Source organism: Heyndrickxia ginsengihumi, from assembly GCF_011008565.1.
Classification (GTDB): domain Bacteria; phylum Bacillota; class Bacilli; order Bacillales; family Bacillaceae_C; genus Weizmannia; species Weizmannia ginsengihumi.
Genome location: NZ_JAAIWK010000002.1, coordinates 155,583 through 179,865, shown reverse-complemented (window position 1 = coordinate 179,865; position 24,283 = coordinate 155,583). Strand labels below are relative to the sequence as shown.

Here is a 24,283-nt window from a genome sequence, read left to right as displayed (position 1 = left end):
ATAAAAAAGTCGATAAGTTTTTACTTATCGACTTTTAGGAGGGGATTAAACACCTTCTAAATATATATCGTCTAAGCATTGTATAGCACTAAACTTGTTCAAATCTACAGTAATGCAAGAATGTGAAGTCATCAGATTTTCTTGCGGATTATCAACTTGTGGGCAAGCACTGTTGATACAAGCTGGTTCTAATACACGTAATACTGCACAGCACCCTTCAACACTTTCTACTCTGAAGAATTTAGATTTGCAAAAAAAGTCAATTGCTTTTTTATCATTGCCATCTACATCTTCATCGCAAGGGCAATCCCATCCGTCGTGGATTGGCTTAAAGAAAGCTTCAAAAGGTTTACCATCTTCTGTGAAAAGAACAAATGGCCGCGTATTTTTAGGAGGTCTCTTTGATGATGTTCCACCTAATACTGGATTTAAACAATGTGTTGGGCAATTATTATCATCTTCAATGGCATCTTGCAAATCATTAATGAAATGAACGATATCACAAACGCAATGAATATCGTGTTTTTGTAAACTCATTAAGAATCCAACTCCTTATGTTTTTTGTAATGTACATTACATTAATAGAATATTGTCTATTGACCTAATTTGTTACGAATGTCCTTGCATTTTTGGAAAAATAGGCATCATCACCATACTTGATGTTTAAAGGTTCCATGAATTTTAGACATTCTTGAAAAACTTCGTATAATCAATCTAATTTGACATACATACATTATGATATGGAAGTTGGAAAAGGAGGGATTGGATGATTTCATCATGGTTTATGCTATTTTTATTAATTTTCGCGAGTTTTCGTCTGACACGATTATTAGTCTATGATAAAATTACAAACTTTTTAAGAAAACCATTTCATGAGGAGATAGAAGAGATAGAACCTGATGGATCAAAACAAACCTATATTATTATTAAAGGAAAGGGAATAAGAAGATGGATTGGGGAGTTATTAAGCTGTTATTGGTGTACTGGAATATGGTGTGCTGCTATATTATATTTAGGGTGGGTTTTCTTCCCGACCATTTCAATTTATGTCATTAGCATTTTAACAATTGCCGGGTGTGCAAGTATTGTAGAAACACTGCTTTCACCGTTCTTAGACAGATGACGAAACAATACATTATTTATCGCATATGATAAAAAAGAAGAGGGAATTTCTTTGATGAAGGGTGGTAAATAATGAATAAATCAACTGTTAAAATTCCTGCAGTCCCATCTACTGTACCTTCGTATGTCAAACAATTAAACGGAAAGAAAATTAAAAAAGGCGGATGTGGCTGTGGAGGAAAAAAAGTACGATAAGATAATGATCCAACATAACAGAAACCTCTAAAGATAATATTACCTTTAGAGGTTTATTTTTTGTCTTCTAAAATTTAACACATAAAAATTAAACATAAATTTACGGATTTTATTCAAAATAGTAATGATATGATCTGAGTGTAGAGGGGACAAAAAATGGAAAAGTTTACGCAAAAACTGTTATTATGTTTGGGTTTAAGCATGATTACCGTTTCTTCAATTGGATGTGATTCTAGTCCAAATAAAGATAGCCAAATGGCATTAATAAAAACAACTAAGCCAGAGCCGATTAAATTAACTAATAAGAGCTCCAAAAAACATATATCTGAAGAATTACGATCGAAAATTTTACACTTCGATAGTATTTATGATGTCGCCATGATCGAAGAAAATAATCAAATTTTAGTGGCCTATAAGGTAAGACACCTTCATCGTTTTAAAATGGACAAAATCGAAAAAGATTTAACGTCATATCTCGAAAAAAACTACCCAGATAAGAAGTTTATTGTATCAAGTGATTATAAAATTTTTTTAGAAACTGTACGTTTACAGGAGAAAATGGAAAGCAAAAAAATATCTGATAAACAAGCGAGAAAACGTTTTAAGGAAATTGTGAAATTAAAGAAAGAACTAACGTAAAGAAGGGTGAAAACGATGGCTAGTCAAAAGCAAACTGAACAACAACGTCAATATAATGAACTTGAAAAAAAGCATGAACTTAAAAGACCAATTCTCAAAAATTGTATACGGGCTTTTTTAGTTGGAGGGTTTATATGTATAGTTGGTCAAGCCCTAAGTTACTTCTATATTTATTTTTTTAATTTCACTGAAAAGACAGCAGGTAATCCTACAGTTGCAACAATGGTCTTTTTATCGATGCTATTAACAGGATTTGGTATCTATGACCGCCTTGGGCAATTTGCAGGTGCGGGAAGTGCAGTACCTGTCACTGGATTCGGTAATTCAGTCGTTTCTGCTGCGATTGAACATCGGACAGAAGGATATGTTTTAGGTGTTGGAGCAAATATGTTTAAATTGGCTGGTACTGTTATTGTGTACGGGGTATTTTCCGCATTTGTCGTTGTGTTAATCCGTTCAATCCTTTTATATTGGAGGTAATGATATGTTAACAGGTACACAAACGTGGACTTTTCCAAATCACCCTGCGATATTATCCACTGGTGTAGTCGGGGGACCGTTCGAAAAAAATGGTCCTCTTAAAGAGGATTTTGATAAATGTTTCGATGATTTATGGATTGAGCAAAATTCTTATGAAAAAGCACAGAAAGTATTAATAGAAGAAGCTGTACAAGTTGCATTACAAAAGCAGGAATTAAAGGAAAAAGATATCCAATTTTTTATTGGTGGGGATTTAATTAATCAAATTACACCAACGAGCTTTGCGGCAAGAACGAATCAAATACCTTATTTAGGATTATTCAGCGCATGTGCAACTTCAATGGAAAGCCTAGCTCTAACAGCTTTTCTTGTCAATTATATGGGAGCCAATAAAGTTGTAACAGGAGCGTCAAGCCATAACGCTGCAACAGAAAAACAATTTCGCTATCCAACAGAATATGGAGGCCAAAAACCGCCAACTGCTCAATGGACCGTTACAGGCGCCGGTTTTGCAATTGTAGGTAAAAGTGATAGCAGTAAAGGTCCTTTGCCACGTGTTACATCAGCTACAATCGGAAAGGTGACGGATTTAGGGATTTCTGATCCTTATAATATGGGAGGGGCAATGGCACCGGCAGCTGTAGATACAATCGAAAAGCATTTTCAAGATCGTAGTATCGATCCTGGATATTATGATCTAATTGTAACTGGAGATTTAGCAAAAATTGGTCGACCGATAGCATTAGAATTATTTCAACAAAAAGGGATTAATATAAGAGAAGAGCAATTTAAAGATTGTGGTCTTCTTATTTACGATGAAAATCAGCCTGTACAAGCAGGGGGGAGTGGACCAGCATGCTCGGCAACCGTTTTATATGGCCATTTATTAAATGAAATGAAAAAAGGTACATATAAACGTATTTTACTTGTGGCGACGGGGGCACTTCTTTCACCGCTATCATTTCAACAAAAAGAAACCATTCCGTGTATTGCGCATGCGTGTTCAATTGAATATTTATAAACAGATTTTGCAATAAGGAGGAAATAAACCATGTTAGCAATGTTTTTTTGGGCTTTTATAATTGGTGGAATTATTTGTGTCATTGGGCAGCTCTTATTTGATGTTGTTAAGCTATCTCCAGGTCACACTATGAGCATACTTGTTGTCGTTGGGGCTATTCTTTCAGGATTTGGTTTATATGAACCGTTAATTAATTTTGCTGGAGCAGGAGCTACAATTCCAATTACAAGCTTCGGAAATTCCCTTACAACTGGTGCAATGCAGGAAGTTCAAAAACATGGTATCGTAGGTGTTTTGACAGGAATGTTTGAAGTGACATCATCGGGGATTTCAGCTGCAATTATTTTCGGATTTATCGGTTCATTAATCTTTAAACCTAAAGGTTAATTCAACTTTTAGGATGATTGCCTATACACTTTCATGTAAGCTGACATAAGTTATAGTGTACTACATGAAGTGAGGTGAAAAAATATGTTTGGATACGGCTATGGATTTGGCGGCGGCTGTGGATACGGCGGTTATGGCTACGGCGGCGGCGGTTTCGGTTATGGAAGCACATTTGTATTAATCGTTGTATTATTTATCCTTCTTATTATTGTTGGAGCAAGCTTCTGCTAATTTTTTAGCATAAGGTTTGGATTAGAGATGGAGAATTTTTTCTCCATCTTTTTCTTATTATTGTCCATCTTTTTCACCAAATTCGTTCCTCGTACATAACATAGAATAGTTGAAAGAGAGGAGCGATGAAAATATGGATAATCAATTTTTCAAAGGTATTGAAAAAAAGACAGGGGTAAATATGAACGATATATTTGAACTAGCCAATTCTTTGCAAAATGCTAATTTTAAAGATGAACAAACGGTAAGGGGCATCATTAAAAGAGTTTCGCAAATTGCCAATAAGAAAGTACCTAAAGAATTAGAAGATAAGATCGTTCATTCTATCATTAATGATGGGAAAAAAATTGATTTAAATACCATTTCTAAAATGATGAATAATGGTAAATAGCAATAATAGGGCTTGCATTTTTATGCAAGTCTTTTTAGTTTAGGAGACGTGTAAGGAATTCTTATTTTTTCTTAAAGAGTTTTTTGAAACATGTTTTAAATAACATAAAAAGGGAATACATTCATTAAAATAAATCTTTTGGGGGAGAACATGATGACGTATATTGCTCCTGTTGATAATTATCAATATAAACAGTATCAAATATATGATCAGCTATCGAAATATGCAGATGGTTTACAGCCGACAGTTCAGCCGTTGAAAGTTAAAAATCATGATACTCTCCAAAGAAATTTTCAATATCTTCCGCCTCAAGACCGTGACATAACAATTAGCCAATTAAATGAGAGGCCCCTTATAAAAGAAACCGGAAAAGGAAGATATATTGATTTGTATGTATGATACAAATCCTTTTATATGCAGTTGTATTGCAAAGAAGAGGAGGTTGACTTCCGCTACAGGATGCTCGCTTTCCGCGGGCGGAAGCCGAGCATCTTCGGCGCTTCACGCCTGTGGGGTCTCAACTATTCCGCTTTTCCCGCAGGAGTCTCGCATCCTTCCGCTCCAATCAACAACGCTATATAGCCAATTAATTTACAACAATAATCTTTTCTTTTTAGAAAGGTAATCGGATGAAATGGAGTAGTATTTAAAGAAGAGGTTGACTTCTGCTACAGGACGCTTGCTTTCCGCTGTAAGGTATTCGCTTTTTGCGGGGGAAGGTGCCGCGTTTGCATTGTCTAAAGTCACTTGCAATTCCCGCAGATGCACCTTATCAATTTCTATATCATTTAAAAGCAAAAATAAAAGGAAAAGTAATGCTAAGTGTGTTTAGCATTACTTTTCTTTTTTGTGGTTGTATTCACTTTTCCATTGATTTATGAGGAATACCAGCGTCTAAAAATTCATCTGATGTTATGCGATAGCCTAATCTTTCATAAAAAGGGATAGCGTGAACTTGAGCATTTAATTTTAAAGTTGTAACAGGCTGTGTTTTGGCAAAATCTTCAATTTCAAGCATTAAAAGTTTTCCAGCCCCCTTACCACGGTAGTCAGGGACAATACAAATCCGCTCTATTTTCCCTTTGCCGTCTACTAGACGAAAACGACCAGCGCCAACAGGTTCATGTTCATCGTATAATACAAAGTGTGTGGAAACATCCTCATATTGATCAATTTCTTCTTCTAAAGGAACAAGTTGTTCCTCTACAAATACAGTTTTTCGAACATAGTACGCATCCGCTCGTTCTTTATCATTTTCAACAATTTTTACGTGCATGTTTTATTCCTTTCCAAGATCAAATGTTTCAAAAGAAGTCCAAGTTTCATTTTCTAATTGATATACAAGATGAAAACGGTGGACAGTTTCTTGATGATCAATGCCTACTAACCTTAGCTGTCCATATACATCAGAATGTTCATCATTAGATAATTTTTGACCTATTGTAATGTGAGGAACGAAATTAAACTTTGGCTGCTCTCCAGGTAATTCATTTTTAAAGCTGTCAAAAAGACCTTCCAGCTCAGGAGTAGAGTCTACCTTAAAGTAAATTGTATTACTTACAGGAGCAAATGATTTTACTTTAGATACTTTTAATGTAAAGGGGTCATATTTTTTTGCGATCTCCTTAAGCTTTGCAACCATTTCTTCTGTATCTTGCTCTGATACTTCAAAAGCTCCTTTAAGTGTTATATGAGGAGCGACAAGCGCATAGTGTGGATCATATCGTTTTCGATATGAATTTACTAAGTCTTGTAATTTTTTAGATGGAAAAATTACAATTGCGTATTTCAAAGTCCTGACCTCCTTAGCAAATCATAATATACTTTATTATAACAATTTTTTGAAATCATGAAATCATTAATTACTGATTAGTAATATCAATATGACTATAAGGCTATTTTTTAAAAATATACGTTAAAGCTGCTTTTAAATCTGGTTGCCAAAATTTCCATGAATGCGTTCCATCAAACTCTTTATATGCTGTTGAAAATCCTTTTTCAACTAACAATTGATGGAGCTTTCGATTAGGAGTTATAAAATCTTGGATACTGCCATCCGTTGTTTTAACTTCTGTTTCACCTTTCCCAATGGTGTGATAAATGTTCAATAACTGTGGTTGCACAAATTGCTTTACTTTTTCTATTACTTGATCGTTCACGAGCGGAGATTGCAAAATGACGCTGCCAAATGTGTTTGGATAAGTTAAAGCCGTCATCAATGAAACGGTTGCGCCCAATGAGTCTCCTATTAGTGTACGCCCCATTCCGATATTATATGTTGGAAATTCTCTATCTAAATAAGGGACAAGCTCATGGACAATAAAGCGAATGTAGGCACCATTTTGTTCACCATTTGGATGGTATTTTCTTCGTCTATCTTGTACATTTTTGTATGGAATACCGACAATAATAATATCTTCAATTTCTTTATTTGCTAATAATTCATCAGCATAACGGGCAATTCTTCCTAACTGAAAATAATCTTTTCCATCTTGTGCAATTAAAAGGGAGTATTTATATAAGGATGAAAATGTTGCTGGAAGATAAACCCATATGTCGATTTCTTCTGCAAGCTCATTACTTTTTAATATAAATTCCTTAATCGTTCCTTTTTGAAGCTCCATGATGATCCTCCAGTATGAAAACGTTTCTTTATGTTTAAGTTTATCAATTATAAGTAAAAACTTCTAGTTTCTTGCACCAAGGGAGGAATTTCATGAATGTCTTCCTATTTATTATTTCAATTAAACATTCTGAAAGTGGAAACCATCTTTGTATAAAAAAATAAAAACCGACAATAGCCGGTTTTTATAGGGGGTTTCTAGACAACAAAAGGGGGGTGTCTAGTTGGTATAGGGTTTTGTAACTTGTCCTTGCTACAAATTCATAATACGAAACAATTCCTAAAATAATATGAAAAAAAAATGATAATTTGATGAGAAATGTCGTTTTTTTACAGAAAAGTCAATTCGTACAGTTTTTCCGTTTTTGTATATACTGTTTTATTTCTTTAAAACATATTAAGCATGCTATTGCAATTGGAATGAAAAACATAAAAATAATGAAATATAACGTATTAATAAGATGTAAATAAATCCAACTATTCATTATGTATCTCTCCATTTTACATAGTTTATTTATTGTTAGTTTAATAAAAAGGGGAATATTTATACTGCTAACATGATTATTTTCAATAAAGATGTATAAAGTATTTATCGACTGAGCAAAATATCCTAAAAAGTATTGAATTGGCAAGAGCAAGCAAGGAGGATATTTATGCTCAAAAGATTTTTACAGTTTTTCCAAAAAGAAGAGCATGATGAATGGGAAGATGATTGGGAAGAAGATGATTTATTGGATGAAGTATGGGATGAAGAAGAGGAAAACTTATAAGTAAAGTACAATTGTTCAAAAGCTTTTTAAAGCTATTATTATATAAAATGATATGCCTGTAAATTAGAGCTTTGTATGAAGTAGGAAATTGGCTTGTGTGGATACGGTATTGAACCGAACTCATGCTTGCCAATTTTTTACTTTGTTCATTTTTTTGGCAGTTATTTCCGTCTCAGCTGCACCTTTTTGCGAACAGAGTTAACCCGCAGAAGTCTCACACCATTCTTTTCGATTAATTTTGTGCATTGTAAAAATGAACAACTTCTAAATTCTAAAAGGAATAAACATTAATTACGGAATGAGGTTTTAATGAACAAGTAAGAGGTAAAGGTATAGAAAGCATTTAGTTTTAAAATAGGTTTCTTCAAATAAAGAAGAACGAATGTTTTCCTGGGAAATAAGCAAATAAGTGTATAAGTGTTATTTAGAGAAGGGATTCTATTGGATACACAAAAATCTCGCTATATTTGAAAACGCTACGCAGTTATTATGAATATTTTAGTCATAATAAAACATATTAAAGTAGAAGAACTCATATTAGCAGACGTATTAAAGAGCACTATTGTATTTAAAGAATGGAGGTTTAGTTTATCTATGGAAAAAAGATATAGTAAATCAAAAGGTATTGTGCTTACTACAATTGTTGTTGTTATAGCGCTTATTATTTTATTAAGCTACATCATCCATTTTTATCGATAAATAAAGAAAAGTTGATTTTCACTCCAAGACGCTCACTTTCTATGGGCGGAAGCTGAGCCTCTCGGCGCAGTACGCCTGTGGGTTCCGTTGATTTCGCTATTTCCGCAGGCGTCTTCGCACCTTTTGCGTTTAATCAGCATTTTTCATAAAATATTGCATGATCAACGCTGACTACAAAATAAATCTTTTATAAAGACTGATTGATCCTTTTTAAAAAAAGAGAAGTTGATTTCCGCTCCAATCAACTTCTTTATAAAAGGTTTACGTAAACAACATCGATAAAAATCAAAAGTAATATTCAGCACGTTCTTAACATATTAGGAACCGATCGTTTTACGTAAACTAAATAAAGATAAATATCCAAATCTAGCTAATTTGATCTTTAAATCTGATAGGTAGGTTGTATGCTTTTCACCAGTATGATTACTATGATACGCCATATCGCATAATAGTGATTGACTATTTATTTTGATCGCGTTATCGGCTATTTTTACATAATGATATTGTCCTTGAGCATCTTGTTCTCTTGCTTTAACATTATCTTCTAACATAATCTTTAACCATTTTTTTATCCGCTGTTTTAAACTTGTTTGAAGAATTGGAAATAAGATTTCAACACGATTTTCCATATTCCTAGTCATCATGTCGGCAGATGACAAAAATAATTTTTCTTCGCCATTTTGATGAAAATAGTAGATTCTGGAATGTTCTAAAAATATTCCAACTATACTACGGACACTAATATTTTCGCTAATATATTTAATTCCTGGACGCAAACAACAAGTTCCTCTAACAATTAGTTCAATTTTAACTCCTGCGTTTGAAGCCTCATATAGCTTCATAATAATCCTTTTATCTGTTAAAGCATTCATCTTAGCAATGATATGTCCATTACGATGTTGTTTATGAAAAGCAATTTCCTGATCAATCAATTCTATAAATGTATCTCTTATTCCAAATGGTGACACAGATAGGTGGTGATATTCTGGAATTTCCATATGGCCACTTAAATAATTAAAAAAATTAGTCGCGTCAATTCCGATATCATGATTTGCAGTAATTAATCCTATATCTGTATAAATTTTTGCTGTAGCATCATTATAGTTTCCGGTTCCTAAATGGACGAAACGTTCAATTTTCCCTTGTCTGCGGCGAACAATCAAAGTAATTTTACTATGTGTTTTTAAATGGGTCATTCCATAAATAACATGACAGCCTGCTTGTTCAAGTTCTTTCGCCCATTGTACATTGTTTTCTTCATCAAACCGTGCTTTTAATTCAACGAGAACAGTTACTTGCTTACCATTTTCAGCCGCTCTTTGTAAACTTTTAATGATAGGAGAGTCACCACTTACTCGATAAAGAGTCTGCTTAATAGCAAGTACGTTCGGATCGTCAGCAGCTTGAGCAATAAACTGAACAACTGGTTCAAAAGATTCATATGGATGGTGAAGTAAAATATCTTGTTTTAATACCTTTGTGAACATGTTTTCCCCTCTCTCCAGGTCTTGTGGTGGTTGGGGGATGAATGATGGCTGAACTAAATGCTCATGTGTTGATTGAATCGCTTTGCAAAAAGAGAATAAAAATGTTAAATCGAGCGGAGCCTTAATGTAATAAATATCCTTATCATGAATTTCTAATTCTTCCTTTAGATAAGCAACTACTTTTTCATCGTAACTTTGCTGTTGCACTTCTAGTCTGACACTAGCTCCCCACTTGCGCTTTTTCAACTCCTCTTCGATTTCATGCAGAAGATCGTCAGCGCCATCTTCATGAATTGTTAAGTCTGCATTACGTGTAATTCGAAAAGGTGTTACAGATTTAATGATAAAGCCCTTACACAGTTTATGAATAAAATGAGAGATGATTTCTTCAAGTAAGACAAATGATCGTGTACCATCTTTTTCGGGTAACTCAATGTAGCGATTTACAACTGAAGGAACTTGTACGATCGCCAATTTTCCATTAAAAGGAAATGTCATTGCTCTTTCTCCATTTTTTTGTTCCATCACAATTGCTAAATTTAAAGATTTATTTGCCAAAATAGGGAAAGGACGATAGGCATCTATGGCCATAGGAGTAAGAACAGGAAAAATTTGATTATCGAAATATTCCTCTAAAAAAGCTAGATCTTCAGAACGTAATGATGAAATTGAGACAATTTCTACATGTTCCTTTGCTAGGAGGGGGGTTAATCTATGTAAGAATGTATGATCTTGCTTTTCAACTAACTTCCTTGTAAGTTTGGAAATAGCTGTTAATTGCTCTTTTGGTGTTAAACCTGCTTTATTTTCTGGTCTATTAAATCCAGCCTTCACTTGATCAAGTAAACCAGCTACACGTACCATGAAAAATTCATCTAAATTAGAACTGAAAATAGCTAGAAATTTATATCGCTCTAGTAGAGGAGTAGAGTGGTCAAGCGCTTCCTCGAGTACTCTTTTGTTGAAATCCAACCAGCTTAATTCCCGATTATTGTAATAAGATGGGACGCTATAATCGATCTCTACTGTGCCTTTACTTGTTGTTTGCATGAATATTACATCTCCTTTATTCCTTAGAACGCTATCTAAATGTTTCAATAGTTTGAAGATACCATGTTAGTGTAAATTTTATGTAAATATCATGTAAACGAAGGGTTAATTCAATGTAAATATATTGTTTTTTTTTACAAGACTGTCATATTTTCTTTATATAAAGTTAAAACTAAAAATTTATAAACGGTCATTATAATTTGAAGAGTGAATGAATTAAAATGATTTTACACTTGAATTAAAGGACCTCTAATTATAGGATATAAATTATATAAAAAATTCAAAAAAGGGTGATCAATGAATTGAAAGACAGAGTAGCAATTGTTGATATTGGTTCTAATACGGTTCGCTTAGTAATTTATGAACGTGAGGAAGATAGGAGAGAGTATAGAGAGTTAGATAATATAAAAATTGCAGCTCGTTTGCGTATTTACTTAAATGGGCAACAATTTTTAAATGAAAAAGGAATTCGTGTACTAATTGATTCACTCCAAACTTTTCAAGCAATTGTCCGTCACTATAACGTTGCTAAAGTAATATGTGTAGCAACTGCAACAATTCGTCAGGCAAGAAACCAGCAGGAAATTATGCAGCAAGTTCAGGAAGAAACTGGTTTTATGATAAAAATGTTAAGTGAATATGAAGAAGCGTATTATGGGTATCTGGCAGTTGTGTCTTCGATGGATATAAATGAGGGAATTACAATCGATATGGGCGGAGGAAGTACAGAGGTTACATATTTCCGAGATCGTCAATTAGTTCAGTATGAGAGTCTTCCTTTTGGCTCCTTATCATTAAAACTTCAGTTTGTGAAAGGAGAAGTTCCGACTGATCAGGAGAATGAAGAAATCCGGAAATTTGTACAATCACAGTTTGAACATTTGCAATGGATCAATGATAAAGAAATTCCGATTATTGCAATGGGAGGTAGTGCAAGAAGTATTGCACAACTTCATCAAAGTTTAATCCATTACCCACTTTCGGGGATTCACCAATATGAAATGAGTATATTAAATCTCCAAGAGATAAAAGAAACAATTGAGCCATTATCATGGAACGAATTGCAAAAAATAGATGGAATTTCAAAAGATCGTGCAGACACGATATTGCCAGCTATAGAAGTTTTTCAAGCAATATGCGATATATCCAGAGCTACTAAGTTTATATTAAGTAGAAAAGGGTTGCGGGAAGGACTTCTTTATAACGAGATGAACAAGACAAATGAAAAATGTACTTCATTGGTAGATATCGGTATCCAAGAAATTGTAAAAGATTTTCATATAGATGAACATGAACGCAAATATATGATAGAAAATGCAAAACAACTTTTTAAGCAAATTAAACATATAAGTGATGCAGGAAATCTTCTAGATGATGACGATCTCGAATTGGTAGAAAGAGGAGCGTTGATTTTTGATGTTGGGAAATATGTTAATGAGGAATCAAGTAGTCAGCATACTTTTTACTTACTTACGAACAGAACCATTCTCGGATTATCCCACCGCGAGCGCGTTCAATTAGCCCTGATTGCTTCCTACAAAGGAAAAGGAAATTTTCGTCAATACATAGAACCATTTAAAGATTGGTTCACGAAAGAGGAACAGAAAAAAATTAGCTTAATTGGTGCCTTATTGAAAATTGCAGAAGGATTAAATATTACAAAACGTAATCTTGTAAAAGATATTGAAATTTCTCCACAAAAAGATACATGGGTAATGAATATTAAATGTAATGATGATTTTAAACCGGAAAAATATCAAATGGAAAGGCAAAAAAAATACATAGAAAAACTATTGAAAATATCTGTAATCCCGCAATTTTATTTATATTAAAATATAGTTTAGATCTATACATGGTTCAGGAGCCAATAAAATTATTTATTGGCTCCTTTTTTAGATAGGCCATATGTTCGTAAACTTTTTCCTTTTTTATCAAACCATCCATAAAGTTGATGAAGCGCAAGGAGGAAGGAAAGCCCCCAAAGCGAAAATCAACAATTTACATACAATAACCTTTTAGAAATGAGGCTTTATATTTAAGATCACACATTCATCATTTAGGTAATGAGGAAAATCATGCATAATACAGTGGAAAAAAACCAACATAATAATAGAGGAGGTAATATAAATGGACCATCTTAAAGCGTTAGCAATAAAGTTTATTTCCAGTTTTGTTATATTGTATATCATACTTGGGATTTTCTTTGGAATGTCTTTTGGGCAGGTACTGTTTATCTCTGCTATTTTAGGGATTGTTTCTTATTTAGTCGGAGATTTAATGATTTTGCCATCAACAAATAATACATTTGCAACTTGGTCGGATTTTGGCTTAGCTTTTGTAACTGTTTGGATGATCAGTAAAAGCCTCAATTTATATTACTTTAATTTTGAGGGCATGATATTCGAGTCATTAATTAGTGCAGCTGCTATCGCAGCATTTGAATTATTCTTTCATCGCTACTTATTAAGTCATGTGATGAATAGGCATGAAAGAGAAAATCCTATTCGAAAATATGAATATGAACTCGAAACTACTGAAGAATTGACTCCAAAAACATCTGATTTGAAAAAAGATGAGGATGAAACAGATTTATAATAGAAAACTTTATTTAGACCGTCAGAGGACGGTCTTTTCTATCTTTCCAACTATTTATTGTTCTACAGGGTACATTCCATGCTGTTTAATGTGATTAATAATTTGTTCTTGGGCAATTTGTTTACGATCATATGTGACTTTCACTTCACCATCTTCTGTATCCACTAATGCCCTTTCAATACCATTCATTTGCATAAGGATATGTTCCAGCATCTGTATCGGTTTGGAATTTGTAGCTTCCTTTATAAAGATTGTCATATGATCCATTTAGGCCATCATCCTCACTTTCATCGTAATAAATTGAATTTCTTTATTAATATTCCACACTTATAAAGAAATACCCCTGAACCAGCTAATACAACGATGTATTAAATGGTAGGAAAGAAAAGAATAAATGAGCTGTCCAAAGCAAATTCTAACATTACGTATTAAACGTTGGGAGGGTATAAAAATGCCAGTCTTTGTTTATCAAACATTTGAAATCAAACAAAATAAATTTAAAGAAGCATTGGATGGTTTAAAGGCAATTCAGTCATACAGAAAAAAGAAATACAATCAAAGACTTGAAATATTAACACCTATATCGGGAAAAGACCATACTTATGGATTGCTTTCATCATTTGAAGGGCTGGCTGAAATGGAATTGCAGCATAAAAAAATGTTTGATGATGAGGAATATAAAAAAATTATAAGTGCATTTTTATTAGAGCACATTGTACAAGGGAGCTCCTATACACAATTGTATCGATCCGTCCATGCAGAAAGCTGAAAATGAAATGGACAAATACTAAAGGATACCGTAGGGAGGGATAAGGAGTATATGGATTTTTTTATCCCTAGTGGAACTTCAAAAGGAAATGAAAAAGGGAATTTAAAATGGTGGCAACTATCATTAGTTGGTGTAGGCTGCACAATAGGAACGGGTTTTTTTCTCGGTTCAGCTATTGGAATTGAAACGACCGGTCCTTCTATCGTCTTTTCGTTTCTTTTGGCAACTATTGGAACTTACATTGTGTATGATCTATTAGCCAAAATGACAGCAGCAGATCCACAAGAAGGGTCTTTTTGCTATTATGCAAATAAAGCGTATGGCCGGTGGGCCAGTTTTAGCTGCGGTTGGAATTATTGGAGCTCCAATATATTAATTATGGGGAGCCAATTAATGGCATTATCGATTTTAACAAGATTTTGGTTCGAACATATACCATTATGGATACTTGCCGCAGGATATTCAATTTTATCTATTATCGTCGTGTTAACAGGAACAAGTGGCTTTGACAAAATCGAGAATTTGCTAGCAATTATAAAAACAGCAGCCATTATTATGTTTATCATTATTGCATCTTTTGCGATTTTTGGCTGGATGCCAAAAGATGTTCATCATCCTGGTATTCCAACAACCACTCATCGTTTGTTTCCTGAAGGAATACGAGGCTTTTGGGCTTCATTAATATATGCTTATTATGCTTTCGGCGGTATAGAAGTGATAGGACTCATGGCAATGAGACTTAAAAAAAAGGAAGATGCTCCAAAAGCAGGAATGATTATGCTAATTGTATTAGCAATCATTTATATCCTAGCATTGCTACTCGCAGTGACAATGGATTATTACGGTGCATTTAGCGAGAAGGAAAGCCCGTTCGTGACAGCACTGGAAAAATATCATTTATCCTTTTTTCCGCATGTATTCAATGCTGCTATCATTATCGCAGGTTTTTCAACAATGACAGCTTCGTTATTTGGGGTTACAACATTACTTGTTACTTTAGCGAAAGATGGTGATGCACCAGCTCTTTTTTCAAAAAAAGTTAAAAAATGGAAGTCGCTTCCTTTACCTTCATTGCTACTTGCAACAATTGGATTACTCGCTTCAATTATAGCGGCATTAGTTTTACCAGGAAAAATATACGAGTATATTACAACGGCAGCCAGTATTTTATTGTTATTTAATTGGGGGTTTATTATCATTTCCGCGCTTCGAATTTTAACAATGAGCTTATTGGGCAGGTTACTCGCTTTATTTGGGGTTGCTTTAATAGTCGCAGCAATTAGTGGAACATTAGTTGAAAGAACCATCCGCTTTGGTTTATTCATTAGTCTGTTGTTCGCTGCGATTATTAGTATTGTAGCCTTTATTCTCCAAAAAACTGTATGGAAAAAAACGAAGAAGAATAAAGCGTGTTCATGATACCAGCAAAGTCGAGGGCGCTGAAAAAGTCCTTTAAATTTAGATTGTGATACTAAATTAGGCTGTTGATTTCTGCTCCAGGCGGCGGGCGTCTTACTACCGTACCGCAGGAGCCTCCGCCGCCTTCCACTCCAATGAACCGCGTTTTTTACCTAGGTTAAATTTAAAAAGGTATAATTCCTCATGATGAAGGGGATTATACCTTTTTTGCTGTTAATTATAATATCAATTTCAAAATAAGATTTTGTCCCCTCAAGATCTGCATAGATCGCCTCTAATTTAGTTTCAAGTATATTTAGTTATATAACAACTGCACCTCCAATTGTTAGTAGTGTCTAACAATTGGGGGCAGTTCAAATGTTCAAGTCATCTTTTTTAGTTTTGCTTTAGAAGTTCTAAAAAAACCAATGGTTTTTCAGCACCTTCCCATAGTCTGGTATTTTTTTATTACATTTTATGGTTATACCTTCGAGAAGTTTTGAATAAAAATTTTTGTAGACAAGTTTTCACTAATTTAAAAACTTAAGGAGTGGCAGCGGTGGGTGTACTATTGAGTTATTTTCTATTAGGTATTTCGTTAGCTGCCCCGATTGGGCCGATTAACGCAGCACAACTTAACAGCGGTATTAAGAATGGTTTTTTAAGTGCGTGGCTAGTTGGGGTAGGAGCAGTTGTTGCAGATGGATTCTATATGATGGCAGTTTACTTAGGAATAGTTGAGTTTATAAACACACCTTTCGTAAAAACATTCTTATGGTTATTTGGTTGTTTTGTATTAATTTATACTGGGGTTGAAAGTATAATAAATGCACGAAAAATACATATCAATGATGATAGAAACAGTGAACCTGTTTATAAATCTTTTTTTTCTGGCTTTTTCATGTCCATAACAAATCCTTTGACTATTCTTTTTTGGTTAGGGATATATGGCTCAATTCTTGCAAAAACTGCAGATTCATATGTGAAGGCAGATTTAGTTTTATGCAGCTGTGCAATTTTCCTTGGATTATTTCTATGGGATATTACAATGGCAACTATATCGAGTAGTTTTCGAAAAATTTTGACATCAAAACTTTTAGCATCCATCTCAATTCTTTCAGGAGTATCATTGATAGGCTTTGGCATTTATTTTGGGGTTCAAGCAGTGAACTTATTATTAGGTAACATATGAGGAAGCTTATGTTCCTTATGGAGGTTTGGACAATATTTGATCATATCGATTTTATTTGAAACAGTATGTATAGCTGGAAATAAATAAGACGATAATTCGAATAATATGTAAATATATGTAAGGGGGAGCAGCATGTACAGGAGAAAAAGAAGCGGACATTTTTGGATATGAATATAAGATTATGAATGGTCAATCATTTGCGAAAGGATGCTTATGGGGATTGTTAATTTCTCTTCCATTATGGTTTTTAGTAGTCTTGCTTATGATAAAACTATTACGACTTATATTTTAAATTTTACAACTTTATTAGCCTCTCGGTTCACGACACGCAGTTGGAACTAAGAAGCTAATAAAAGTAAGAATTCAAAATTCAACTGTGCAGGAAAATTTATTTTTTCTTCTTTTGAACTAAGTGATCCGCTGTCCCTTCATAATATCCATCGACCATTAGCTCATAAGTTTCAGCAATTCCTTCTGTAATTTGAGAATCACTATTGAAACTAGAGATTTCGGTGTTTTCCTCCGAATTTGTTGAATCAGTATTGATTAAAGGATTATCATGTTCATTCATTGCATTTCCTCCTAAACGATTTTAATAAATCAATATGAAAAGGGTACGCTTCTTTTATGTTGCTTATACTATGAAATTTCTAATTAAATGATTTAAATCATGATAAAAATTGCCCGGTACTTCATGTTTTGCTTTTTCGATAAAGGTAAGTGTATAGTTAGGCAAAAGATGTGTCAGCGATTCAGCATACTTTCCAAAGACTTTATCTTCTTTCCCATAAATGAGGAGTACAGGCTGGTGAATATCCGCTAGATATGCCATGCACTGAAATTTGTAATAAGAACGGTAAAAGCACGCTGCATCATTTGCATTAGTCATTTTTGCGGTTTTTAATAGTGAGAAAAATAATCTTAGCGTATTTGTATTTAGCATTGCCCCTACATATGAAATAAGGGGAATTTTATTTTTGGCGGCTGCATTCATTGCAATCTTGACCATTCCTTTTAGTAATAGGTCATTAACTGCTGGGACAGGTCCGATTTGAATTAAACCTTTTACCTTTTCTGGAAATAGATGTGTAAACTCAAAAGCAATCGATGCTCCAGCAGAGTAACCACATATCCAGACATGCCTGATGTTTAATTGATCAAGGAGCTGTTTTAAATCTTTTGCTATGTCTGAAAAGTTCCATTCTGTTGGGCTAGGAGAAGAATAACCATGCCCTCTAATGTCAAATAAGAGAATCTGATAATGTTTGGACAGCTGTTTTAACTGAAATCTAAATATCTCGCTCGGTAAAACAGGGGGATGTATGAACACTAATGTTGCTCCATGCCCCTTTAATTCAAAGAACATATTTACACCATTAATTTGGGTAGAAGGCAATCATATCTCACCCCTTTATTCATGTGCATAAAGGTAGTTTATCCGAAGGAATGTTTAATATCCGTTTTATTCGGTTTAAAATGAGCGAAGATTGAATTTAGAGGAAGGCTAATCAAGAAAAATCCAGAATTAAAAATGAGAATGAATTCTAATCTCTAAGTATTAGAACTCACTCTCATTTTGAAAAAAATCGATCAATCAAATTGAATCATTAATTAAATACTTTTTTTCATCCCGCAACGACGACATTCTCGCAAGAAAACACCATGCTTAACTGATGACTTAAAATGACTATAGTCGCAATTATCACAACGTCCAGGTTTGATATCGGGATTTTCCTTATAGTCGTAAACGATAGATGTATCGTATCCTTTTGTTTTATATTCCGTTTCTTCACTCATGTAAAACACCTCGATCATATTTCCATTATAAGCATAGCAAATTTTTTGTTGAAACGAAATAGCATGATCGGGAGTAAATAGGTTGTTCAAAAGTGAAATGGATTAATAAAAGCGAAAATCTTTCTGCTTATAATTCTTTAAGAAAAAATTCTCTTGCTTCTTGCCAATTGTTCATTCTTGTATAACCGGTTTCATAGAGATTATGAGGGGCTGTAAATAAAATACCTTACAATGTGAAGAGTTGGGCATGACGGGAGATAGATACTATAAATGGAGAAAAAAGAACTGGAAAAACGCGGATTGATTACAATCGAGAAGCAAACATCTCAAGGAAAATTCGAAAGGAATCTTTATTTTATCGAAGTCGTTCTGGTCTCGTGAAAAAATCGAAGACATGAAATGAGCCATGAACCGGTTTTGCGGTCGGCGCGTTTAATTGGTATTAATACCGGATTACGGTTGGGTGGGGATTTGCTGCAGTTGAAAACAAAGGAAGTGTGCCAGAAAAAAGAATGGTGATCTACTAGGAAGGAAAAACGAAAAAACCCCGGACGATCCACCTCGAAAACGTCTACGAGGAAATCTAGGACTACATCAAAACACTGGGTTCCGAATGGCTGTTTCCTTCCCAAATGGGTCCGTCTTTAAAAGAAAGCAACAATCCTTCTCAATCTCAAAGGCAAAATAAATAGGGAACGTTTCTCTCTTTTTAAATGTATGCTGAAGCAAAAAAAGAAAAAAGGTCCCAGTGCGCCGGGGCCTTAATATATATTCTAACCGTTAAATCAGATAGAGGATTTGTAAGCTTTGATCGCGCGACTTCTTAGTAACATGTTGTCGTTGTTCACCATCCCAAGATCATAGGCCTTTTTAATAATGTCTAACACTTCAGAGCCTAACTGAGAATTTGTTTTACTTACTAGGGACTCTTTTATTCTGAATTCCCATTGACTTTGAGAATTGTTATAAGTATTATTTTGGGCATTTTGAGAATCAACGATTTCACCTTTTTCCAAGTCATGACAGAACTCTGTAAAACTCATGGAATAGCGATTTTTATCGGTTACATTGGCTTCGGCAGATCCTTCAGTGGCCAATCGACTGAATGCTAAGAAACGAGGATCTTTCGTTTTGTCATAAGAAGAACTACTCACTGAACTAATCATTGGCTAACACTCTCCAAGCTATCACATAAATATCCCACAAAAACTAGAAGAATCCCCCAAATAAAATGGATTTTTTTTCATTTATTCCTGTTCCTTCTAAAACAATAAAGATTACAGCCACTAATCCAATATATAAAGCACTCGTTAACAAACCATTGGTGTATGCTAAAAACATTTTAGGAAACTTCTGGTAAAACCCAGCTGTAACACCAAAGACTAATAACAACAAAGGAATTCTTAGTCTCCAATACATTTGCTTCCCCCCTCCATCCTTATTTTATCATCTTCCTTAAAAAGTAGACATTAACGTAAAAAACTAATCAATCCTTTTTTCTTGATATCATTTAGAGAAGAGTTATTGTAATTCCAGACAATCTCGTAATATTGACTTAATTCTTTTATGACATCTTGACTATCTTTCATCACTGCTAAATCCCTAAAGAAGGAAGGATCAAGTAAATAATTCGTAACTTCATCTTGCAAATGTGGACGTAAATCCCTTAATTTCTTTCCTTTTAAATCTTCAATAGAAATATTTTCATTATAATCCCGGTTAAATAGTGCTAAATGTTTTGGAATAAAATCTGCAATTACCTCGTCCATATCTATTGCAATTCTTTTCATTACTCCATCCTCCTTATCTCCTTAAAAGCACACCGTTTTTAATTTATTTTAACAGTACGATTTATTCTTCATCAAATATTTTTTACGATAATCAATTATCAGACTAGCATGATTACTGAACGTGCATTTATTAAGCATATTAAAAGAATGATAGAAGTTTTAACATATCTTAATATCATATTAATATTTCAGAGTTAAAGTGATGAAGAAGTTAAATAAACGTTATATGAGGTGAGATTATGTATGAACAGATCTCGAAAATATTAACAAAGACGGAAACAGCAGTAGATGATTTTCAAGAATTCGAAGCAAATGAAGAGGATTTGTTCAATTTATATCAAGGATTCGATGATGATATTTTCACATATGACTTATGGTATTTTTGGATGGTTTAACCTACTTATTAGTAAATAACGGTATAAAATAAAATTATATAATATTTCAAAACGGTGAGTGTCCGCTATATAGCACTCACTGTTTTTTTATTATTAAAAGGTGAAACGAAAACAATGATAAAGGAGGTAATCTTCCGTTTCAATCCGCACAAATTAGGAAGCGTTTTCGTTTTGCTTATGGGAGAATGATTACAGAGAATTAGAACGATATAAATTCAACGATTCTCCTATTTAATCCGTTTGTACGAATTGAGAGAGAGAAGCATTGAATATAGTAAGGAGTTGATGAAAAATGTTTAAGTTATTTTTAGATCCAGGACATGGCGGCAGCGATCCTGGTGCAACAGCTAACGGTTTGCAAGAGAAAGATCTTACGTTAAACATTGCTACTAATATTCGAGATATCCTATTAAATGAATATACGAATGTCTCTATTTTGATGTCTCGTACAGGAGACACATATCCAACACTGACACAACGTACGAATGCCGCTAATTCATGGGGAGCAGATTATTTCCTTTCGATTCATATTAATGCTGGTGGAGGGACAGGGTTTGAAAGCTATGTTTATCCAGAAGCAGGAGCACCGACAACAACCTATCAAAGTACTATTCATGCGGAAGTATTAAAGTTGAACGAGTTAACGGATCGTGGTAAGAAACAATCTGACTTACATGTACTGCGAGAATCAACGATGCCAGCACTTCTTACAGAAAATGGGTTCATTGATAATGCGTATGATGCCGCGAAAATGAAGAGTAGCAGCTGGATTACAAATGTAGCGCGAGGCCATGTTAATGGGCTAGCCAAAGCATTTAATCTTCAAAAGAAAAGTACGGCAGTCTATCATACTGTTCTTGCAGGAGATACAGTCTATTCATTGAGTAGAGAGTATGGTAGTACAATTGCTCAAATTAAAAGCTGGAATCATCTTGACGATGACTATACCATTTACGTCGGGCAAATTTTACGGGTTAAATAAATAGTGTTGGAACTAGAGCAGCCGGTATGCTGTTCTAGTTCCAAGCTGTTTATGGCTGATGATTAAAGCTCTGAAAAAATAAAAGAAAAGGCAATGGAAGAGTATTAATTAGTTTTATTAGCAGGACAGAAGTTGTTACAGATAAGAAATAGATACATTTCAATGTATCTTCAGAGCGTAAACACCCATTGAATAAGCATACTTGCGTTAGACGGCGCTTACTTTCACTGTTTTGAGCTCAAGGAAATTGACAAATTGGGCAGTCACAGTGAATTTTTGTATTTATAAATACTTCTTTCTGATATTCCGATAATATAGCAATAGAAATGTTCTATAAACAAAAACGATCTATAAAAGGCGGCTCGATGTTCATCCGCGGAAAGCTTCAGAGAGTCATCATCTAGCTAAACAGAAAAAAATTAATATGATTCTGGATAATAGATAAGCATAAAAAAGCTAACGAGTTTTTCTGTAGCATTTGTATAACTATGTTTTGTATTTGATGTAAACTGGATAGCATCCCCTGGCCTCAATATATGGACATCACCTTCAATGTCAATGGTTAATTCCCCTTCTTTAATAAGGATATACTCTTCACCTAAATGTGCTTCTGCCTGATGAGTAAATCCAGGTTTTAGATTGACTATGTAAATCTCAAATCTTTTTTCAGGATGATATGGAAAAAAAGAATAGACAAGATAGTTTCCTTCATCATCAATTGCAGGTGTTAATTGTTCTATATTTATTTTTGTTACTTGCGGTTTATCTTCTTTCATAAGGACCGAAAAGGATACTTGCAGACCATTTGCAATTTTCCATAGGGTTGATACTGTCGGACTGGATTTCCCCTTTTCAATTTGAGCTAGCATCGCTTTACTAACGCCAGTTATTTCTGACATTTTGTCTAAACTTAAACCTCTGTTTTTTCGAAGGCTAATCAGATTGCTCGCGATGATCTCTTGAATATGATCCATAATATTCTCCTCCAAATATTGTTATCGTAATTATAACATGTTATTGTCTTTTATAGTGAACAAATGTATAATATGTTAAACGAAAAAGGGGGAATAACGGTGATTTCAGACGAAGTGTTAATTGATGCAAAAGAGAGCGATCCGACATTTAGTCAAGGGGTAAAAGATTGTGTCCCAACATTAATAGGATACATAAGCATCGGTATTGCTTTTGGAATTGTAGGGGTAACAGCTAAACTATCTGTAATGGAAATTGCTTTATTATCAATATTTGTTTATGCGGGAGCATCACAATTTATTATTTGTGCTTTATTGGCAGCCAATAGTCCGATATTTGCAATCATATTAACAACATTTATTGTGAATTTACGTAATTTTCTATTAAGCGTAACACTAGCTCCTCACTTTACAAAGTACTCATTAGTAAAAAATATTAGCATTGGAGCACTTGTTACAGACGAGTCATTTGGTGTGGCGATGAATAAAATCATTAAAGGTGAACAAATTAATGATCGCTGGATGAACGGCTTAAATATAACAGCTTATATTAGTTGGGTTTTATCAAGCATAGTTGGAGCTATATTCGGTAAATGGATTTCTAATCCGCAAGTGTTTGGTCTCGATTTTGCTTTAACAGCAATGTTTGCTGCTTTGCTTGTTTTACAGCTACAAAGTATTCAGTCAGCTAAGCTAAAGCTCTATCTATCTTTAATTGTGTATATGATTATTGCAATGATCATTTTATCTGTTTTTATTCCGTCAAACCTTGCAGTGATTATAGCAACAATTGTTGTAGCAACTATCGGGGTGGTGAAAGATAAATGAATGCAGATTTAACGGTTTTGCTTATCATACTTGGGTGCACATTGGTAACATTTATACCGCGAGTTGTTCCGTTTTTACTCGTTCGTAATGTTCGTCTGTCTGAACCTGTCTTAAAATGGCTTTCTTTTGTACCTATTTGTATTTTGACGGCGCTTGTCGTAAATAGTTTTATTATCCAAACAAATCATTACAGTTTAAATATAGATTGGACAGTGATCATTGTTCTAGTCCCAACATTGTTTGTTGCTTTAAAGACAAAAAGTTTATCCGCCACAGTTATTATCGGTGTCATATTAATGGCATTATTAAGATTAGTGATAAAGTTTATATAGAGAACATATTTAATCTCTTCAAGAAGGAGATTTAATTAGGTTAAACTAGTAAAACCCCGACTAATCGTTGGGGTCTGCTTTGATTTTGTTGCCCAGACTGTTGTTGTCCTTGTTGAAAAGAGCCTTAGTTGATTTCATT

At 34.0% G+C, this 24,283-nt stretch carries 31 protein-coding genes; 18 read left to right on the top strand and 13 right to left on the bottom strand.

Annotation, left to right across the window (positions count from 1 at the left end; all coding sequences use genetic code 11):
* Positions 1–45 precede the first annotated feature (45 nt).
* Complete coding sequence (locus G4D61_RS02335; RefSeq protein ID WP_035354857.1) at positions 46–537, bottom strand: CotY/CotZ family spore coat protein; 492 nt, start codon at positions 535–537, stop codon at positions 46–48.
* A 229-nt stretch (positions 538–766) separates the two neighbouring features.
* Between G4D61_RS02335 and G4D61_RS02330 the strand changes: the two genes are divergently transcribed.
* From G4D61_RS02330 to G4D61_RS02295, 9 genes are all read left to right on the top strand, one after another.
* Complete coding sequence (locus tag G4D61_RS02330; RefSeq protein WP_025727473.1) at positions 767–1,123, top strand: DUF1360 domain-containing protein; 357 nt, start codon at positions 767–769, stop codon at positions 1,121–1,123.
* Positions 1,124–1,194: 71 nt separating this feature from the next.
* Entirely contained in the window at positions 1,195–1,317 is a 123-nt protein-coding gene (locus G4D61_RS18305) for a hypothetical protein (RefSeq protein WP_268812472.1), read from the top strand.
* A 156-nt stretch (positions 1,318–1,473) separates the two neighbouring features.
* On the top strand, positions 1,474–1,956 hold the full coding sequence (locus tag G4D61_RS02325) for a YhcN/YlaJ family sporulation lipoprotein (protein WP_025727472.1): 483 nt from the start codon (positions 1,474–1,476) through the stop codon (positions 1,954–1,956).
* A 15-nt stretch (positions 1,957–1,971) separates the two neighbouring features.
* Complete coding sequence (spoVAC, locus tag G4D61_RS02320) at positions 1,972–2,436, top strand: stage V sporulation protein AC (protein WP_025727471.1); 465 nt, start codon at positions 1,972–1,974, stop codon at positions 2,434–2,436.
* A 4-nt stretch (positions 2,437–2,440) separates the two neighbouring features.
* Positions 2,441–3,457, top strand: coding sequence for a stage V sporulation protein AD (spoVAD, locus tag G4D61_RS02315; RefSeq protein WP_025727470.1), 1,017 nt, complete (start codon positions 2,441–2,443; stop codon positions 3,455–3,457).
* A gap of 30 nt (positions 3,458–3,487) precedes the next feature.
* On the top strand, positions 3,488–3,844 hold the full coding sequence (spoVAE, locus tag G4D61_RS02310; RefSeq protein ID WP_025727469.1) for a stage V sporulation protein AE: 357 nt from the start codon (positions 3,488–3,490) through the stop codon (positions 3,842–3,844).
* Between the two features lie 84 nt (positions 3,845–3,928).
* Positions 3,929–4,075, top strand: a complete 147-nt coding sequence (locus G4D61_RS02305; protein ID WP_081749974.1) for a YjcZ family sporulation protein — start codon at positions 3,929–3,931, stop codon at positions 4,073–4,075.
* A 133-nt stretch (positions 4,076–4,208) separates the two neighbouring features.
* Positions 4,209–4,466, top strand: coding sequence for a sporulation-specific transcription regulator SpoVIF (gene spoVIF / locus G4D61_RS02300; protein WP_025727468.1), 258 nt, complete (start codon positions 4,209–4,211; stop codon positions 4,464–4,466).
* 153 nt (positions 4,467–4,619) lie between these two features.
* The gene (locus G4D61_RS02295; RefSeq protein WP_035354860.1) at positions 4,620–4,865 is read left to right on the top strand and encodes a hypothetical protein; all 246 of its coding nucleotides are present in this window, start codon (positions 4,620–4,622) and stop codon (positions 4,863–4,865) included.
* 460 nt (positions 4,866–5,325) lie between these two features.
* Here G4D61_RS02295 and G4D61_RS02290 read toward each other — a convergent pair whose 3' ends face one another.
* From G4D61_RS02290 to G4D61_RS02275, 4 genes are all read right to left on the bottom strand, one after another.
* Entirely contained in the window at positions 5,326–5,742 is a 417-nt protein-coding gene (locus G4D61_RS02290; protein ID WP_035348356.1) for a GNAT family N-acetyltransferase, read from the bottom strand.
* 3 nt (positions 5,743–5,745) lie between these two features.
* Positions 5,746–6,258 carry a YjcG family protein gene (locus tag G4D61_RS02285; protein ID WP_025727466.1) on the bottom strand — a complete coding sequence of 171 codons (513 nt, stop codon included), beginning with the start codon at positions 6,256–6,258 and terminating at the stop codon, positions 5,746–5,748.
* A 103-nt stretch (positions 6,259–6,361) separates the two neighbouring features.
* A complete protein-coding gene (locus tag G4D61_RS02280; RefSeq protein WP_163173120.1) occupies positions 6,362–7,090 on the bottom strand; it encodes an alpha/beta hydrolase in 729 nt (242 codons plus the stop codon).
* Positions 7,091–8,875: 1,785 nt separating this feature from the next.
* Positions 8,876–11,095, bottom strand: coding sequence for an RNA degradosome polyphosphate kinase (locus G4D61_RS02275; RefSeq protein WP_081979133.1), 2,220 nt, complete (start codon positions 11,093–11,095; stop codon positions 8,876–8,878).
* Between the two features lie 302 nt (positions 11,096–11,397).
* On the opposite strand from G4D61_RS02275, the gene ppx reads away from it, so the two are divergent.
* Positions 11,398–12,927 carry an exopolyphosphatase gene (gene ppx / locus G4D61_RS02270; protein WP_163173118.1) on the top strand — a complete coding sequence of 510 codons (1,530 nt, stop codon included), beginning with the start codon at positions 11,398–11,400 and terminating at the stop codon, positions 12,925–12,927.
* 295 nt (positions 12,928–13,222) lie between these two features.
* Positions 13,223–13,690 (top strand): YndM family protein, encoded by a 468-nt coding sequence (locus tag G4D61_RS02265; protein ID WP_025730985.1) that lies wholly within the window; start codon positions 13,223–13,225, stop codon positions 13,688–13,690.
* Positions 13,691–13,744: 54 nt separating this feature from the next.
* Here G4D61_RS02265 and G4D61_RS02260 read toward each other — a convergent pair whose 3' ends face one another.
* Positions 13,745–13,957, bottom strand: coding sequence for a heavy-metal-associated domain-containing protein (locus tag G4D61_RS02260; RefSeq protein WP_025730986.1), 213 nt, complete (start codon positions 13,955–13,957; stop codon positions 13,745–13,747).
* 184 nt (positions 13,958–14,141) lie between these two features.
* On the opposite strand from G4D61_RS02260, the gene G4D61_RS02255 reads away from it, so the two are divergent.
* The 3 genes from G4D61_RS02255 to G4D61_RS02245 all read left to right on the top strand — a co-directional run bounded on the left by G4D61_RS02255 (position 14,142) and on the right by G4D61_RS02245 (position 17,049).
* Positions 14,142–14,459, top strand: coding sequence for a hypothetical protein (locus G4D61_RS02255; RefSeq protein WP_025730987.1), 318 nt, complete (start codon positions 14,142–14,144; stop codon positions 14,457–14,459).
* A gap of 51 nt (positions 14,460–14,510) precedes the next feature.
* The gene (locus tag G4D61_RS02250; RefSeq protein ID WP_025730988.1) at positions 14,511–15,878 is read left to right on the top strand and encodes an amino acid permease; all 1,368 of its coding nucleotides are present in this window, start codon (positions 14,511–14,513) and stop codon (positions 15,876–15,878) included.
* A gap of 538 nt (positions 15,879–16,416) precedes the next feature.
* Positions 16,417–17,049: a LysE family translocator gene (locus G4D61_RS02245; protein ID WP_025730989.1), complete on the top strand. Its 633-nt coding sequence runs from the start codon at positions 16,417–16,419 to the stop codon at positions 17,047–17,049.
* A 388-nt stretch (positions 17,050–17,437) separates the two neighbouring features.
* Here the strand turns inward: G4D61_RS02245 and G4D61_RS02240 are convergent, their stop codons facing one another.
* The 6 genes from G4D61_RS02240 to G4D61_RS02215 all read right to left on the bottom strand — a co-directional run bounded on the left by G4D61_RS02240 (position 17,438) and on the right by G4D61_RS02215 (position 20,636).
* Positions 17,438–17,620 (bottom strand): hypothetical protein, encoded by a 183-nt coding sequence (locus tag G4D61_RS02240; protein WP_025730990.1) that lies wholly within the window; start codon positions 17,618–17,620, stop codon positions 17,438–17,440.
* A 63-nt stretch (positions 17,621–17,683) separates the two neighbouring features.
* Positions 17,684–18,445, bottom strand: coding sequence for an alpha/beta fold hydrolase (locus G4D61_RS02235; RefSeq protein WP_025730991.1), 762 nt, complete (start codon positions 18,443–18,445; stop codon positions 17,684–17,686).
* A 215-nt stretch (positions 18,446–18,660) separates the two neighbouring features.
* A complete protein-coding gene (locus tag G4D61_RS02230) occupies positions 18,661–18,846 on the bottom strand; it encodes a DUF8096 family protein (RefSeq protein ID WP_081750071.1) in 186 nt (61 codons plus the stop codon).
* A 785-nt stretch (positions 18,847–19,631) separates the two neighbouring features.
* Positions 19,632–20,012 (bottom strand): YolB family phage-derived protein, encoded by a 381-nt coding sequence (locus tag G4D61_RS02225; RefSeq protein WP_035349067.1) that lies wholly within the window; start codon positions 20,010–20,012, stop codon positions 19,632–19,634.
* A 43-nt stretch (positions 20,013–20,055) separates the two neighbouring features.
* Positions 20,056–20,265: a hypothetical protein gene (locus G4D61_RS02220; RefSeq protein ID WP_052137961.1), complete on the bottom strand. Its 210-nt coding sequence runs from the start codon at positions 20,263–20,265 to the stop codon at positions 20,056–20,058.
* 50 nt (positions 20,266–20,315) lie between these two features.
* Entirely contained in the window at positions 20,316–20,636 is a 321-nt protein-coding gene (locus G4D61_RS02215) for a 5' nucleotidase, NT5C type (RefSeq protein ID WP_025730994.1), read from the bottom strand.
* 239 nt (positions 20,637–20,875) lie between these two features.
* On the opposite strand from G4D61_RS02215, the gene G4D61_RS02210 reads away from it, so the two are divergent.
* Positions 20,876–21,031: a hypothetical protein gene (locus tag G4D61_RS02210; RefSeq protein ID WP_155918509.1), complete on the top strand. Its 156-nt coding sequence runs from the start codon at positions 20,876–20,878 to the stop codon at positions 21,029–21,031.
* A gap of 292 nt (positions 21,032–21,323) precedes the next feature.
* Positions 21,324–22,013 (top strand): N-acetylmuramoyl-L-alanine amidase, encoded by a 690-nt coding sequence (locus tag G4D61_RS02205; protein WP_025730995.1) that lies wholly within the window; start codon positions 21,324–21,326, stop codon positions 22,011–22,013.
* Between the two features lie 419 nt (positions 22,014–22,432).
* Here the strand turns inward: G4D61_RS02205 and G4D61_RS02200 are convergent, their stop codons facing one another.
* The gene (locus tag G4D61_RS02200) at positions 22,433–22,987 is read right to left on the bottom strand and encodes a helix-turn-helix domain-containing protein (RefSeq protein WP_025730996.1); all 555 of its coding nucleotides are present in this window, start codon (positions 22,985–22,987) and stop codon (positions 22,433–22,435) included.
* Positions 22,988–23,086: 99 nt separating this feature from the next.
* Between G4D61_RS02200 and G4D61_RS02195 the strand changes: the two genes are divergently transcribed.
* Entirely contained in the window at positions 23,087–23,812 is a 726-nt protein-coding gene (locus G4D61_RS02195) for an AzlC family ABC transporter permease (protein WP_025730997.1), read from the top strand.
* Positions 23,809–24,144 (top strand): branched-chain amino acid transport AzlD family protein, encoded by a 336-nt coding sequence (locus G4D61_RS02190; RefSeq protein ID WP_025730998.1) that lies wholly within the window; start codon positions 23,809–23,811, stop codon positions 24,142–24,144. Before G4D61_RS02195 ends, G4D61_RS02190 begins: the two co-directional genes overlap by 4 nt.
* The last annotated feature ends 139 nt before the right edge of the window (positions 24,145–24,283 follow it).

What these genes read in the sequence shown, in the direction of transcription:
- spoVAD (WP_025727470.1), top strand. Translation starts at nt 2,441, where the DNA reads ATGTTAACAGGTACACAAACGTGGACTTTTCCAAATCACCCTGCGATA.
- G4D61_RS02230 (WP_081750071.1), bottom strand. Translation starts at nt 18,846, where the DNA reads ATGAGTGAAGAAACGGAATATAAAACAAAAGGATACGATACATCTATC.
- G4D61_RS02200 (WP_025730996.1), bottom strand. Translation starts at nt 22,987, where the DNA reads ATGGATCATATTCAAGAGATCATCGCGAGCAATCTGATTAGCCTTCGA.
- G4D61_RS02330 (WP_025727473.1), top strand. Translation starts at nt 767, where the DNA reads ATGATTTCATCATGGTTTATGCTATTTTTATTAATTTTCGCGAGTTTT.
- G4D61_RS02240 (WP_025730990.1), bottom strand. Translation starts at nt 17,620, where the DNA reads ATGAATGAACATGATAATCCTTTAATCAATACTGATTCAACAAATTCG.
- spoVAC (WP_025727471.1), top strand. Translation starts at nt 1,972, where the DNA reads ATGGCTAGTCAAAAGCAAACTGAACAACAACGTCAATATAATGAACTT.
- G4D61_RS02305 (WP_081749974.1), top strand. Translation starts at nt 3,929, where the DNA reads ATGTTTGGATACGGCTATGGATTTGGCGGCGGCTGTGGATACGGCGGT.
- G4D61_RS02260 (WP_025730986.1), bottom strand. Translation starts at nt 13,957, where the DNA reads ATGGATCATATGACAATCTTTATAAAGGAAGCTACAAATTCCAAACCG.
- G4D61_RS02265 (WP_025730985.1), top strand. Translation starts at nt 13,223, where the DNA reads ATGGACCATCTTAAAGCGTTAGCAATAAAGTTTATTTCCAGTTTTGTT.
- G4D61_RS02295 (WP_035354860.1), top strand. Translation starts at nt 4,620, where the DNA reads ATGACGTATATTGCTCCTGTTGATAATTATCAATATAAACAGTATCAA.
- G4D61_RS02290 (WP_035348356.1), bottom strand. Translation starts at nt 5,742, where the DNA reads ATGCACGTAAAAATTGTTGAAAATGATAAAGAACGAGCGGATGCGTAC.
- G4D61_RS02225 (WP_035349067.1), bottom strand. Translation starts at nt 20,012, where the DNA reads ATGATTAGTTCAGTGAGTAGTTCTTCTTATGACAAAACGAAAGATCCT.
- G4D61_RS02215 (WP_025730994.1), bottom strand. Translation starts at nt 20,636, where the DNA reads ATGAAAAGAATTGCAATAGATATGGACGAGGTAATTGCAGATTTTATT.
- spoVIF (WP_025727468.1), top strand. Translation starts at nt 4,209, where the DNA reads ATGGATAATCAATTTTTCAAAGGTATTGAAAAAAAGACAGGGGTAAAT.
- G4D61_RS02210 (WP_155918509.1), top strand. Translation starts at nt 20,876, where the DNA reads ATGTATGAACAGATCTCGAAAATATTAACAAAGACGGAAACAGCAGTA.
- G4D61_RS18305 (WP_268812472.1), top strand. Translation starts at nt 1,195, where the DNA reads ATGAATAAATCAACTGTTAAAATTCCTGCAGTCCCATCTACTGTACCT.
- G4D61_RS02205 (WP_025730995.1), top strand. Translation starts at nt 21,324, where the DNA reads ATGTTTAAGTTATTTTTAGATCCAGGACATGGCGGCAGCGATCCTGGT.
- G4D61_RS02325 (WP_025727472.1), top strand. Translation starts at nt 1,474, where the DNA reads ATGGAAAAGTTTACGCAAAAACTGTTATTATGTTTGGGTTTAAGCATG.
- G4D61_RS02275 (WP_081979133.1), bottom strand. Translation starts at nt 11,095, where the DNA reads ATGCAAACAACAAGTAAAGGCACAGTAGAGATCGATTATAGCGTCCCA.
- G4D61_RS02335 (WP_035354857.1), bottom strand. Translation starts at nt 537, where the DNA reads ATGAGTTTACAAAAACACGATATTCATTGCGTTTGTGATATCGTTCAT.
- G4D61_RS02250 (WP_025730988.1), top strand. Translation starts at nt 14,511, where the DNA reads ATGGATTTTTTTATCCCTAGTGGAACTTCAAAAGGAAATGAAAAAGGG.
- spoVAE (WP_025727469.1), top strand. Translation starts at nt 3,488, where the DNA reads ATGTTAGCAATGTTTTTTTGGGCTTTTATAATTGGTGGAATTATTTGT.
- G4D61_RS02190 (WP_025730998.1), top strand. Translation starts at nt 23,809, where the DNA reads ATGAATGCAGATTTAACGGTTTTGCTTATCATACTTGGGTGCACATTG.
- G4D61_RS02280 (WP_163173120.1), bottom strand. Translation starts at nt 7,090, where the DNA reads ATGGAGCTTCAAAAAGGAACGATTAAGGAATTTATATTAAAAAGTAAT.
- G4D61_RS02220 (WP_052137961.1), bottom strand. Translation starts at nt 20,265, where the DNA reads ATGTATTGGAGACTAAGAATTCCTTTGTTGTTATTAGTCTTTGGTGTT.
- G4D61_RS02255 (WP_025730987.1), top strand. Translation starts at nt 14,142, where the DNA reads ATGCCAGTCTTTGTTTATCAAACATTTGAAATCAAACAAAATAAATTT.